This is a genomic window from Paenibacillus sp. MAEPY2 (assembly GCF_000499205.1).
Lineage (GTDB): Bacteria > Bacillota > Bacilli > Paenibacillales > Paenibacillaceae > Paenibacillus > Paenibacillus vandeheii.
On sequence record NZ_AWUK01000028.1, the window covers coordinates 40,297 to 54,534 of the forward strand.

A 14,238-nucleotide genomic window follows, 5' to 3' on the forward strand; every position below is an offset into this window, starting at 1 on the left:
ATAAGCGAGGATATGACATCTGAGCGAATATAACCGAACTTTGGAAAGTTGAACTTAAGGGCAAATTCATATAAAAAAGAGCAGCCGTTAAGACCACTCATTTTATTGGTAACTATCCCCTAATTAATCTTGCAATTTCACTTTTTGGCCGTTCAACATCAAATAATTCACTTCATTTACCGGTATGGTGTGAGGCGAGATCCACTTCATCAAATTGTCATCTATATTTATGAATCCCGATTTGGGGAGAATGCTTGTGCCATTATTCAAATAAAGTACCATATGAAGATCCTCAGGCCGGAATTGATCCATCCCTTTACCCATAAGTGTAACGCCCAGGGAAGAGACCTTAATCTCCGTACGTATATCCTCATTCATCACCAACGTCGTTTCTCCGGTTTTACTTAATGAATCTTGTTTCAGATCAAAAGTTGTTTCCCATTTCCCCGTAACGAACTGATCGTAACGAGTAAAGTTTCCTTTAAGTTGAAGATGCTCAAGTTGACTGATATTCGAAATATCAAAAATATACTCCTCATAATCCCCACCGTAATTGGTGCCATCTTTCGTATAAGAGCCATAGGAGACGCTATTCATAGCAATATCCTGTTTATTCCCTCGGTCATCAGTGAAGAAAAAATAACCATGATTGTATCCACCCATTTCGTCATCTGGATTAATCTGAATATGCAATTTCCCATCAACGAAACCTATATTGGATATATACATCCAATCAATCCCAGGCAACTTGATATGAGTTTGATCCTGACGAAGGACATGAATGAACTCCTGTTCACTTAATTCCTGAGCGGATTCGCCTCCCCACCCGCTAATCCAGTCTTTGAGTGGATCAAGCGTATCAACTTCATACTGCTGCTTCTTACTCAGGTGTTCTGAAAGATTTAGCCTAGAATCATAGTTCTCTTCTTTAGTTGCACCTGATAAAAAAGAACTGATCTGGACACTCATTCGATTGCTGAGCCTTTTTCCCTGAACCAGAAATCGTACAATAGCTGTCTTCTCAGCAGCATCATATTGCACTACCTGTGCATGATGTGCCCGACCACCTGATACATGATAATCATATACATCAAGTGAAGCATTTACTCGGTCTCCTGTTAGATCCGTCAGGGCTACATATATTTCAGTTGTGCTGCCGTCTCGAACCGCTCCAAGCGTCTGCATCCGTATGCCCTGATCTTCACTGGTCTTGTTTACGGGCTGAAGAATGTTGATTCGATCTACGCTTAGAAATTGTAACATGGCTGAAAGGTCAATCACTCCCATGGCTGCTGCTGCACCTGTGACAATAGTTAACGACAGGATGGCGGCAATGGGGATATAGATTATCTTAGGGATTCTCCTTTTATACCGTTGTGTTCTATTCTGCTGTGAATTACGCTGTGAAGCAGCCTCAAAGCCAACTTTTTCATGGAATAATTTCTTGATATGGGTAAGATTCTGTTCCGTAATATGATCTCCTGGATTCGATATGGGAATCACCTCCTCTATTTCTTCTGTAACAACCACTTACGTAACCATTGTTTCGAACGATAAATTTTGTTGTGGACCTGTCTGATGTGCAAAGACAATGCTTCTGAAATTTCCAATGGCTTCTGACCTTCGTAAAACCGACGTTTCAGAATTTCCCGTTCAGGTTCTGGAAATGATTCAATAGCTTGTTCCAATTCCTGAGATCTTTCTTTACTGATCAATTGAGAGAGCGTGTCCTCGGTTTGAACAAAATGAATGCTTTCCTCATATGCAATCTCGCTTCTGCGATTCAATTTCCGGTAACGATCAATGGCTTTGTGCTTCGCAATGGTTGCCAAATAATTTTTCAAACTACTTCGCTCGGGCTGGAAAGAAAGTGGATGTTGCCAAAATGAAAAAAAGGTGTCTGCCACACATTCTTCGATTTCTTCTGTTGAGGCATTATGTAATATGGAATAGATAATTTTCCACAACAATCCCGCATAATTATTCATCACCCATTCCATGGCTTCATGGTCACGCCTTGCAACTGCTTCCCTGATCTGTTCTTCTTTCATGCTTACCCTCCCTTCTGTCGTTGATAAGATACGCATCAGTATGGTAAGGACATTACCATCTAAACGCAACTCCATATTAGATTCGTTTCAGAAACTAAATTTACTCAAAAAATATAAAAAAAATTGCAGAGGCTCACGCTCCTGCAATTTTTCAAGCGTATATCGGTTCAGAATGATTCCTGAATGCTCAGCTGTACATACTGCGTGAGGCGGCAATAATGAAACAGCAAAAGTTCTTCATTACCGTTTCCCAAAGCGGTTTTCCGGCCTTCTTCGATCATGTGTTCCAACACTTCGCGAAGGAAAGTCATTTGGAATCTCGAGGTTTCCGTAATTAGCTGTTCCAACACTTCAATATCTCTCAATGTAAATTGGGATAATCCGCGAAGCAACAGTTCTTCTGACCAGCTGCTGATCTTCTGTATCAACTGACTATAGTCTTCCAAATCTCCCCGTCCTTCCATAGCCCGCATCCAGTTTCAGACTGATCACTGTTTGACCCTTCAGGAAGCTGATCGGGTATATCCGTTGTTGCTCTATACGCACAAAAGCATAAAAATGTTCGAGTGTTCCTGCTCCATAACACGACTCCAGTCGTTTGATCATGGTCTGCCATTCTGTTGAATAAGGAAGAGGCAGGTCCAACGTCTCACCATTGTCACTCTCCATCGTAAGAATAAGGTCCTGTGATTGTTTATTAAAGCGATGTTCTACAATCCGGGCAACCTTAATCATCGCCAGTCGCTCTTTTGGAGCGGAAAACAACTCAAATGGGCGTGAATCCTCAGCGAGTACAGAGGCTGCATCTTGCATGTACTTGCCCAGGTTCACCTCTTCCACTCCTGTTCGGGGCAACAGCGTAAGCTTCGCGCCTTCCCCCGAGGACAGCCTGTGCTCTTCATTTACTTTCACCGAACGAAACTGAACCTCTTCCCCGGCAAATTGACGAAAAGTCAGATTGGGCATCCATGGAGTGAAGGAACCGTAATGCTCTGTATATGAGAATTGATCATCTTCATAGTATACCGCCCGCACATCGCTGTACGTATACATCTCTTCATCATCAAAACAATAGAAATAATAAGTGATTCCACGGTAACCGGAGCGTGTCTCCCACGCATCAGCACCCAATCCATACAGATGCAGTGCAGGAACCGCACGATATTTACTACGAAAACGGCCAATGAGCTGGCTCTGCTTGAACGCAGATACCTTATCTTCTTCAAGCACCTGAAGTGCAAGATACAATGTAGTCACCCGATCAAGCATAGACTGCATGGAGAAGCGTACATGTCTGTTAAAAAACAACTGCAATTCTCCCTGAATCCCGCGTAAGCTCCGCTCGACGTCAGGCAGTTGACCACTATGTGCCGCAATCGCCAGTGTTTCCAATTGGGCCATATAGGACTGCGGTAGACGAGCAAGTCCCGTTTTTAACAGATCAGCCAGCATGGAGCGACATTCCCGCACGGTTTGAATTGAAAACTTGGCATCATGGACACTTCCACTTATGGCTTCCGTATCATCCAAACCTTGTTGCATCCGATACCGCAGCAGCGCCTCAAGCTTGGCCATATTACCGGCAGTTTGTTTTACTTTGCACAGGGCCTTGGCCAGACTAGCTTCCTCTGTAAACGAAACCTCAATTTCTTGTTTCACCAAACGTACCGTCAGAAGAGAATCTTCCAATACTTCAATCTGTTCTGGATACCTTAATCGGAACAAAACCTCTTCGATCAAGGAAGAACTATACGATTTAACCAAAGGAGCAAGATCCGATTCAATCATCCAGCGGAAGCGGGATTCCATTACCAGGGAGTGTGTATTTTGAATTTGAACTGCCTCATGATCATCCACATCAGAAGAAGGCTCGAAGTCTGCTGAGGAAGCTTCTTCCCCCTGATTCACTGTATCTTCTGCATGGTGTTCCCGTTGATAATATAATATGGATATCAATATATGTTTGCAGATATGATCTGCCGGACAGGAGCATTTCCACTGGTCCAGCGTATTTTCTAGTGTGCATTGTATACCATCACTTAACTGACAACTTACAGATGCTTCATTCCAAGTGTATTGCACAGTCACCCCATTATCCAAATCTTTCAGAGACCGTTTATACAATCCCTTGTTGGCATACCGAATCAGATAATCCTCCGTACACAGCGTCGAAAACACCCGAAATTTCTGTCCAAATCCACTCACTTGATCAACGTCCTGACGCTCTTAAAATATCATAGATGGTCTCACTGAACACACGACCTGCGATTTCACCCAAGGCAATGGACTTATGATCGCCATAATAATAGTGTTTCTGAGTGCCAGGCTTAAAGAAATGCAGTGATTCCAGCGTAATTTCTTCCAACCCTTCATAATACGTAATACTCGTACCACTGAAACGTAGCTCTGCGACAAGATCTCCATACTCTTTGTAAAATTCATGATACCAGCCCCCATCCTGCGCCGGACCTTTGACCCAACCGTATTTCTCCAGTGCTTTGGGGAATGCAGTTGGAGAGAACTCGGATTCCGGCAAGCGGTCATATTCAACCTTCTTTTTGTCCTCATCCTCAGGCACATGAATTTGACGATTCAGCTGCTCAAACGGCTGCTTGATCTCGTAATCCTCCAGCTGCGTTTTCCATCCTTCGAGCGTAGATTGATCTAGTTCGAGTGGATGAATAAGGCCCACCAGCGAACCCGAAGGCAGCTCGTATTCATCCTCATCGACGGTATTAAACGTGCCGTCTTCCATGTAACGGAAGGTGTTAACCAATTGGCCATTTTCATACGTGCCCCAAATCAGACCAACCGCGAACTTCTGCATGAGTACATTTTCAACAAACAGCGCTTTCCATTCTCTGGCCGTCCACAGACGTTGCTTGGACAGTGATTCTTCCAGACGCTGCGCTTGAATCGTAACCATCGTTTTGAGGTCTTTTTTCAGTTGGGTAAAACGTGCCTTGGACTGCGCCGCAAGTTCAGCATCATCTTTTTGTGCAGGGACAGGCAGGCTCTTCACGGATTTCCCCGTTTCTTCATTTAGGGCAACGACTTGCAGATCTCCATTCACTTTAATCAGGAATGAACGCTCTCCGTAGCTAAGTTGCATCGTTCCCTTCTTATCAAAACCAAGCGTTGTGACAAGTCGGTCTTCCAACTGTTCCGAGGTAAGTCCCATATTTTCCGCAGCCAGCTGCAACGCTTCTTCAGCCGCACCCTTAACCTGGCGGTTTTTCACACTGCGTTTAATCTTGTCAATCGCCATGAGAGCAGATGGTTCCTTAAGATAGGCCAATACCCTTACAGCATCTGCTGCAATGGCGCCTCGGCTGCTTTCTGTCCATTCCTTAATTTGAGGGGCCAATATCCTTACAATTTGATTATCACCAAAGAGTGCCGAAAGGTACATGACCCACTTCTCCTTCGCGACAGCACCATCCTGTATCCATAATTGGAGCAGCTCGCTAGCAAACCGTGACAATGATTCCTCGCTTGCATACTCACGTAATTCATTCAGTCTTTCGTTTGGTGCAGATGTATGATCTATTGATTGCACCAAGAGATATTGCTTGATACGACCATCTAATGGTTGATTGTCCGCTGAACGCACAAGAGAAGGAAGATCGTTCAGAGACAACCAACCTATTCTGGCCAGCTTTTTGCCATCTGCCTGATCGGCAAGCGCCGCATGAGCATACTCCGGGCTTTGATCCGCGGTATCTAGCAGAATTTGAATCAGGTTCTTCCAATCTGCAGACTTTTCACCCTTCAGAAGCTCACGATATATATCTTTGCTATTTTCCAAACTGCGGATCGCGCTGAGAGCCATTTCTTTCACGCCCGCTTTTTTCTCCGAACGGTATATGGCGGTATATAAGTCCTGATCAGGAATCCGATTGAATTCAGATAACGCCACGCCATTTGCCTTTTTGGAAGAGTCCTGCAATCCGGCACGAATCGCTTCCGCTATTTGTTTTGTCGAAAGTTCATGACGTTGTTCAAAGGTAATTTCCAAAACAAGAATGCGTGTATCGGTTGGCAGTTTCTTGTATTGGCCAATAGCATAGTCCAGATTCTGTTGAATAATTCGGCGATATTCATCCTGAGGCATCGTTTTGTACTTGTAATCGGTCATGCCATTAAGCGAAATTAGGCTAGACAGCAATTTCTCTTGTTTCACCTCTGGATCTAGGCCGTAACGTTCAAGCAGCTTCTCTCCGCTAAACGCGTAAGATTGATACATCTCAGAGACAATATCCAGTGTCCACTCGGGATACGTGGTGAGAATCACGAACCGACGCATCGCCTCCGAATCCAAAGGCAGGAAACTAATGCTGATCAAGTTATGAACGCGCTTTTTGTCCCGATTCAGGTTATTAAACAGCCCACGACTATTCGGATCTTCCCAGTATTCTTCAAGGGAGCTTTCACAGTTCAAATATCGTGCAATTGCAATTCCCTGTCTCCCTCCATCTAACGGATGCCGAAGAGCACTGAACACGGCTTGTTCAACAGTTTCATCCACATCTGGGACTGCGATTCCATGGTCCTCCAACATTTTTTGAATGCACAATTTGAGGAATGGGGGTTTTAATATGTGGTATGCACGAATAGCCTGCTGCGAGTCATTCACAACAGCTGATTGCAGAAATTGCCATGGTATGGTGTACGCTTCAAGTTCATTACGCAACATTTCTATCAGCTGATATGGCTCATCTAGGGGCACCAGCCCTGAAAGCAGCTCATTGGCATTTTTCGTTCTTGGGTCCATGCTCAGTAAGTAACGTCTAACTTCAAGTGGATAGATTTCATGTAACTGATTTATCGCTTCGAGCAAAATGCGACCGGTCTCACTTTTGTTATCTAGGAAACGTTGTTTCCCCCCACTGATGTTAACCATATACAACAAGGCGCTGCTTAGAAGGATCATCGTCTTGTCGAACTCGCTGTAAGACAGTTGTTCCTTTTTGGAAAGAGAAGTGTTCGAATAGTTCTCAGCCATAACCCGGCTATGCTTCTCCTGGAGGAATTCGCTATTCAATTCATGTGCAGATCTATTATGTTTGGTTTGAAAATTGCAAACCACCAGAGGCTCAATCAATGTATGCAATTCGTTGTGCAGCTTACTTATGTTACTGGTCATCACATGTTGAAACAATGCAGGCAGAGATTGCATGAACTGTTGCACCTGGGCATGATAAGAAGGGCTATCATTGAGATCTGAATAAAGTCGGAGGAGTATCATCCCATTAATTACATCTTGGGAATTCCCCTTCAGTCTGCTCTTTAATTCATCCAGAATTTCCTTTTCGCCAGCAAACCGATTGATTTTCTCCAAACGGTACAGCAACCCGCCCATACGATCATCGTTTTTGCTCTTTCCACTCAGTCCATAAGCTTCCGAGTCATTTCCGAGACAGAGCGTAAAGCCATCGGTTCTCCACGTGTTCCTTCTGGAATAATTGGATTCCATATGAATTACAATGGCTCCCGCCCGAAAAAAGATATCTCCGTCATCTTTTTTTGCAATTTTCATAAGTACATCTATCGTCTGATAGGCATAATGGCTGGAACCTCCCATCATATCAGGGAACTTGTCCGTCGTTCCCATCACATAATCGATGATTTCCGAACGCCGGTCCGTTTTCAACGAATATTCGTTGGAACACACCTCTGCAAATTTCTCCACCAAAGCCTCCACTGCACGGTCAGCGGTCAGCATTACACATTCCTCCTTAAATATAAGTTCATATGTGATCTTGTATATAATCAATTAATAAATCAGCATGATACGTCATTCAAATCATCCCGCTGCTCAAGTAATAATTTCGCCAATCCAATCCGCCAGCTCATTGGGCGTAATCGCCGCTACATGTGCACCCATATTAGATAACGTCTGCGCAGCATGTTTGTTGTACACGGTATCTCCGTTAAAATCGAGTGCGGTCAGCACCAGCAACTTGCAGCCCGTATCCAAAATATCCTTACATGCCTTATACATGTGCTGAATCGGGTAACCCTCTTCCAGATCGCTAACGAGAATATATATCGTTTTCCCGGGATTTTCGATCAACGTCTCACCATAACGCAGCGCCTTTGCAATGTGGGTTCCCCCACCAAGCTGCACGTTCATGAGTACATCTACCGGATCTTCCAGCCTGTCACTCAAGTCGACAACCTGTGTGTCAAAAATAAACAATTTCGTGCGAAGTGCATTCAGACGATAGAAGATGCTGGCCATCACTGAACTGTATATGACTGAATCCAGCATGCTTCCGCTCTCATCCACACCAATGATAATGTCCCACTTGTTATGAGACTGGATATTCCCGTCAAAATAAAGACGGTCAATGACAAATCTGCGATTGGTTTTGTCATAGTTCTTCAAGTTCTTGGTAATAGTCTGCTTGAAATTGAGATTACGCAAGGAGCGCACCGAACTGGATGCATAGCGGCTGCGTTTCCCTATAATGCTCGCTCTGGTCTGAGATTCGAGCTTGCGTCGCAGCTCTTCAACCACGACTCGTACAATTTCCTTGGCGCTCTTCAAAACGTCGCCTTTCATTCGGCCTTTGAATTGCATAATGTTCTTGAGCAGGTTCATATTGGGTTCGAGTGACTCCAGCAGCTTTTTGTCTGTTAACAATTCCGTAAGGCCATAACGGTCAAGCGCCTGCTTCTCCAGGATTTCCACCGTTGGTTTGGGGAACAATTCCCTGACTTTATGTAACCATTTGGGAACGGTCAGATCCGAAGGACCTCGTCCTCCCCCTTTTCTGTAACCCTGCTCTTCACCGTACTCGCGATTAAATAGATATCCCAAAATCTCATCGACTTCGGTATATTTAAAATCATCAGGGAAGTAATCTCCTGTATTGGATAGCCCTTCGTCAGCGGATTCACCCAGAATAAGGCGCCAACGGTTTAGGGTTTCCGCCCGATTAAGCTTTTCACTGTCTTTCACCATTTCCTTGGTTGTATGCAGCTCATTCAGATCAGCTTCCATGCATCAAACTCCTTCCGAAGGGCTTCATCCCATGTTTTCGTCTGAATCAGTAATCGTTCGTCAACGGAAGACCATGACATCTCTTCGGCCTCTACCTGATGCAGGTTTGCGACGCGATCCGCAATTAGGCCTGTCTCCATGGGTGTAAAATAGGTAAATGCCAAGCGAAGTTCAGGGATCATGCGGATAAACTCTTCATAGTCAAGTTGCTCGATCATATAGTTCAGCTCTGATAAAAGCTGATCTTCATACAGAAAAGCGTCCCGCGCTACAGAGAACACCCCTTGTAAATAAAGTGCAGTCTGCCGGGTCTGTTCCTGCGATCCCCGGATGTACCCACGCGCTCGATCCACGATCTCTTCCCTACGCCTGTCTCCAAGTCCTGAAGATATGGCAATACATACGCCCTCCAGCTGTGCCGGCAGTTGGCTGTCTGACAGCAGTTCATTCAGGTGTGCGCGGAAGGTAGCATCCCGAAAATGCTCTGCGGATGACTCTGCCAGCATGGCAAGCAGCTTCAATCCCTGGACAATCTCTTCATGTTCATCCGGATTCGTTCTGGAGAGCTGCATCAGTTTGTCAACGGCATTGTTATAGGCTTCGGATACGAGGTTAAGGAGCTGCTGTTCTTCGGACAACCCAAGAAGTCTGCGATGCTGCTGAATCCGATTCAAAATATGAAGACTTCCACACAACGACAGGAAATTCCCATCCTTTCGCAGAGCAGACTTCACTTGGTCATACAGCGTCATTGCTGTATTCTGCAGGCCCATGAGCAGAGCTTGAAGCATGGATTTGGCCAAGTCACCACTGTGATGATCCGGTATGCCCTGCATCTCTTCTTCCATCTTGCGCGTAGCGGCTTCCCGAATTGTGCCTCCGTAAAGTGAATTCTCGATTAATCGAGCCTCAATTCTGGAGGAATAAGTATAGATCCATGTCTCTCGAACAAGGTTCATGTCACGCTGTGTAATCCAATCGGGTCCCGATTGCCGCTTCGCGAAATCCGGAACGAGATAAACCATACATTGAAACAATTGACTTTGCCGACGATGATCTGGTTTGGCGTATAGATCAAGTACTTTCTTATGCTGGCCTGTATTACGAATTTGAAGTTTTGACTCCGTACAACGTTCTTTGAAATCCTCAACGATTGGAATACTGAACGGGTTGGGAGCTACTTTCCCTATAACATCTCCGGTTAGCAACTTGTGCAATTCTTGCAGCGGTTTATCTGAAGCTAACGTAAGTTCCCCCTTAACAAAGGAAGAAAGGGTTGCATCCATTAGATCATAGACACCGCCTTCCCTTTTCCCCCTCAGTCCTGCGAGGCCCTGAACCATGCTATACGCCTCAATGGCGTCGCTGGTTGATACATGTTCATGCGCTTCCCTCAGCTTGCGGGTTAATCGGGATAACAAGTCTAACGCGGTCAAATTATATACGGAGCCCTTTTGCCGATGCAGCTGGTTCCAGATCTGTTCGTAATAATTCACGTAAGGCATTCCGCTTGCATAACCATTCAGTCGATCCGCTTCGGCAAACGTGTAGACCATGGGATACATCTGCTGATGCACAGATTTCTGATGCCTTCCTTGAGCCTCCATCGCCAACCCTTCTGATGCCGTTTCATGATTATCGGGCGTCAGCAGTCCATAGGTATGAAATCCGCCAGTGATGACAAGCACACGGTCATGCTCCTGTCGGGCTTGCTCAATCCGTCTCTTCATGTGTGCTTCTCTTGTCCGGTCGCCTGTACTGTTCAATCGCTCATCTGAATAACACATTCGGGATAATGTGCAGTACGTGAATACATCCTGTACAAATGCCTGTGTCGACTTCTCCAGACCACCAATTTCAAATACGTTCTCCCACAATTCATCGAAACTTCGACTGTTTGTCTTTATACATAAACGGTGGATAAACTCAGACCCTGCAAGCAAAGTCTCATCTTGAATGGAAATCTCCCGTTGTTCTGCCTTGTTGGATTTAGAGAAATGATGGTAGTCCAGATCAATAAATGTTGCTGGGATGTTCAGCCGAGCTGCTTCTTTGAGAGCTACATATTCAGGAGAGTAACGAAGCATCGGATAATAACAGGCCGCTCTCTCATTTTCACTCTCATAGGTGTAGTAAAGACTAACAGGAGGTATGGTCGCCTCGTCAGCCAAAACTTGAAGCAAAGGATTTCCACTCTCAGGTCCTTCGATTAGAATGATGTTGGGCTTGTATTCTTCAATTAATCGCAGTAAATGATAGGAACATGCTGGGCTATGATGGCGTATGGGAAAATAAAGCGTTCCGCTGGTCAGGTTAAACACACGGGATTCAAATAGCGTCTGTAACTGGGCAACATCCAGATCAGCAGTTCCTGTTAACCGATCCATTTCTTCTCCTCATAGTACTCCTTCCAAATGCCTTCATCTCTGGAACGTTCCTTCACAACCTTGGAGAAGTAGGTTTTGAGAATGGACAAATCCTTGTCGCTTTCTTTTGCTATCGTTCCCAGCATGTTTTGCACCAGCCGATCCAATGCGATTCCCTTGTCTTCGTAATAATAGGAGGTCATTGCACTCTGTACATATACAGATACGGCTTCAGCCGTACTCATCGACGCTTGGGGCGAATCCAGCTTGTAACCTTCCCGCGTCATTCCCGTACGAAGCTCCATAAATGTCGTGGCCAGCAATTCAACCACATCCGAATTAATCTCAGTGTCTATTCCGCTATGTAGTAAAAGGCTGCGCGCCTGGGATTCAATAATTTTGGCTTCCATTTTCACGCTGCTGATCGGTTTAATCGTCTCAAAATTGAAACGGCGCTTCAGTGCACCACTCATTTCATTTACGCCCTTGTCACGAATGTTAGCTGTTGCGATCACATTAAACCCCGGTTTGGCAAACAGCACACCGCCATCCAGTTCAGGAATACTCATCACCTTGTCACTTAGTATACTGATCAGGCTATCCTGTGCTTCAGCAGGACAACGAGTAATCTCCTCAAAGCGGGTAAGAATCCCCTTCTTCATTCCGTTATACAACGGTGAGGGAACAAGTGCCGCTTCGGATGGGCCTTTATCCAGCAGCATGGCATAGTTCCATGAATATTTGATCATGTCTTCGGTTGTACCTGCCGTACCCTGAATCGTGTTCAGACTGGTACCGGAAATGGCTGCGGTCAGCAGCTCACTGAGCATGGTCTTGGCTGTCCCGGGCTCCCCTACCAACATCAAGCCCCGATTGCCTGCCAATGTAACCACGGCACGTTCAATCAGTACATCGTTGCCATAAAATTTCCGCGTAATCGTGATCTCTCCTCCGTCCAGTATAGCGGGCTTGTCCCTGCCGATAATAAAATCACGCACATACGTTGGGGACAACAACCAGTTTGGAGGACGTTTCCCCGTATCTTCTTCTCGCAGCGCCCGTAACTCTGTCTCATATAATGTCTCTGCGGGTGGCTTAAGCATATCCATCATGTAGGTTTCTCCTCTCATACAAACAGATCGTATGTTCCTATTAAGTTTTATCTTATCACAGCAGCCTTTCAACGAACGTAGAAAACGACAAAAATGGTTGAAACGTCCTTCTTAGCAGCATTCTTTATAAGCCCATGGACACATGGTTCCTAGCACAAATGTGAATGAGTTGTATCGTTGAATCATGAAGATGGCCTTTAAAATTAACTTGAACTCACATTGTTATTGTAGAAAACTTCAATTATAGGCCATATGACCCGGTGGGTTATTAAACGATCCGTATATTGAATCTAATCCTTGCCCCAACAAACGCTATTCTATTTAAATATGAAGCTTTTCATACCATATTTGTTAGTCAAAAACAAGGTTTCAATCGCTAAAATATTGAATATATAGATGGTGCAGGCTTTTCGTATGAAGCCACCGAAATTAACATATGATCCCTTAGAAAAGATGCGTAACATTACGAGCTTTTGATGAGAGGAGATTAACTATTTGAGTACAAATGAAACTTCACAGACGGAGTTCTTTAGCCGAGAATTTTCACAAAATCCTTATCCGGTATATGAAAAACTCAGACAGAATGATCCCATTCACAGAGTCCTGTTCCCTCACGGTGATTTCGGTTGGATTATTACCCGATATGAGGATGCGGTCGAGGTATTGAAAGACAATCGCTTCAGCAAGGATGTCATTAAACGTTATGGGCCGGATCAAGATAATATTTTTGTGCATAACATGCTTTTTTCTGATCCACCCGATCATCGTCGGTTGCGTGGACTTGTACAGAAGGCATTCACTCCAAGGCTGATTGAAGGCATGAGAAGCCATATTCAGGATATTGCCGATGATCTTCTGGATAATCTTAATTCCCAGGACAAGATGAATCTGATCGATGAGTTCGCTTTTCCGTTACCGATTATTGTCATCAGCGAAATTCTCGGTGTTCCTCTTGAAGATCAGGACAAATTCCGTCTGTGGTCGAATTCTATCATCGACGCGACAAGCGAGGAGAATTCCGAAGTGTTTGAGAAGCATGCCAAAGAGTTCATTGATTACCTGAATGCCTGGTTTGCCAAAGTACGTGAGCAACCGGGCGACGATCTGATCAGTCAGCTCGTTGTGGCAGAAGAATCAGGAGAGCAGCTCACTGAAAAGGAACTGCTTGGTGTAGTCGCGCTGCTCATCATCGCCGGACACGAAACAACCGTTAATCTGATCGGCAATGGTATACTTGCCCTTCTGGAGCACCCGGAACAACGCGAGCTGCTGATTAAGCGGCCTGAGTTAATCCATAATGCTGTTGAGGAAATGCTGCGTTATAACGGTCCGGTTGAATTCAGTACGTCTCGTTGGGCTTCAGAAGACATCGAATTTCATGGACATCATATCGCTGAAGGTGAGCTTGTTATCGTTGCGCTGGATTCAGCCAATCGGGACGAAGCGAAGTTTAAGGATGCGGATGTGTTTGACATCACTCGCGAGAAGAGCGCCCATCTGGCTTTTGGCAAAGGCATTCATCTCTGTCTGGGAGCCCCTCTTGCGCGACTGGAAGGTGAGATTGCTATCAACACGTTAATTCGCCGCTTTCCCGATATGCAGCTTCAGGCGGATGTGAATGAACTTGAATGGAGACCTGGCATGATTGTTCGCGGTGTTAAGGAAATCCCGGTACAGCTTAGATAGAAATGTATTTGGAG

General features: G+C 45.0%; 9 protein-coding genes. 1 reads left to right on the top strand and 8 read right to left on the bottom strand.

Annotated features, from left to right (window positions below; translation table 11 throughout):
• Positions 1–123 precede the first annotated feature (123 nt).
• From P364_RS0120480 to P364_RS0120515, 8 genes are all read right to left on the bottom strand, one after another.
• Entirely contained in the window at positions 124–1,503 is a 1,380-nt protein-coding gene (locus tag P364_RS0120480; RefSeq protein WP_024631942.1) for a DUF4179 domain-containing protein, read from the bottom strand.
• A 5-nt stretch (positions 1,504–1,508) separates the two neighbouring features.
• Entirely contained in the window at positions 1,509–2,051 is a 543-nt protein-coding gene (locus tag P364_RS0120485) for a sigma-70 family RNA polymerase sigma factor (RefSeq protein ID WP_024631943.1), read from the bottom strand.
• Positions 2,052–2,218: 167 nt separating this feature from the next.
• The gene (locus P364_RS0120490) at positions 2,219–2,497 is read right to left on the bottom strand and encodes a hypothetical protein (protein ID WP_161634262.1); all 279 of its coding nucleotides are present in this window, start codon (positions 2,495–2,497) and stop codon (positions 2,219–2,221) included.
• Positions 2,484–4,256 carry a hypothetical protein gene (locus tag P364_RS0120495; RefSeq protein ID WP_024631945.1) on the bottom strand — a complete coding sequence of 591 codons (1,773 nt, stop codon included), beginning with the start codon at positions 4,254–4,256 and terminating at the stop codon, positions 2,484–2,486. Before P364_RS0120495 ends, P364_RS0120490 begins: the two co-directional genes overlap by 14 nt.
• Positions 4,257–4,260: 4 nt before the next feature.
• Entirely contained in the window at positions 4,261–7,776 is a 3,516-nt protein-coding gene (locus P364_RS0120500; protein ID WP_024631946.1) for a DUF4132 domain-containing protein, read from the bottom strand.
• A 93-nt stretch (positions 7,777–7,869) separates the two neighbouring features.
• A complete protein-coding gene (locus P364_RS0120505; RefSeq protein ID WP_029881154.1) occupies positions 7,870–9,021 on the bottom strand; it encodes a VWA domain-containing protein in 1,152 nt (383 codons plus the stop codon).
• 23 nt (positions 9,022–9,044) lie between these two features.
• Positions 9,045–11,447, bottom strand: coding sequence for a DUF5682 family protein (locus P364_RS0120510; RefSeq protein WP_024631948.1), 2,403 nt, complete (start codon positions 11,445–11,447; stop codon positions 9,045–9,047).
• Positions 11,435–12,535: an ATP-binding protein gene (locus P364_RS0120515; RefSeq protein ID WP_201770155.1), complete on the bottom strand. Its 1,101-nt coding sequence runs from the start codon at positions 12,533–12,535 to the stop codon at positions 11,435–11,437. Before P364_RS0120515 ends, P364_RS0120510 begins: the two co-directional genes overlap by 13 nt.
• 498 nt (positions 12,536–13,033) lie before the next feature.
• On the opposite strand from P364_RS0120515, the gene P364_RS0120520 reads away from it, so the two are divergent.
• Positions 13,034–14,224: a cytochrome P450 family protein gene (locus P364_RS0120520; RefSeq protein WP_024631950.1), complete on the top strand. Its 1,191-nt coding sequence runs from the start codon at positions 13,034–13,036 to the stop codon at positions 14,222–14,224.
• Positions 14,225–14,238: the final 14 nt, after the last annotated feature.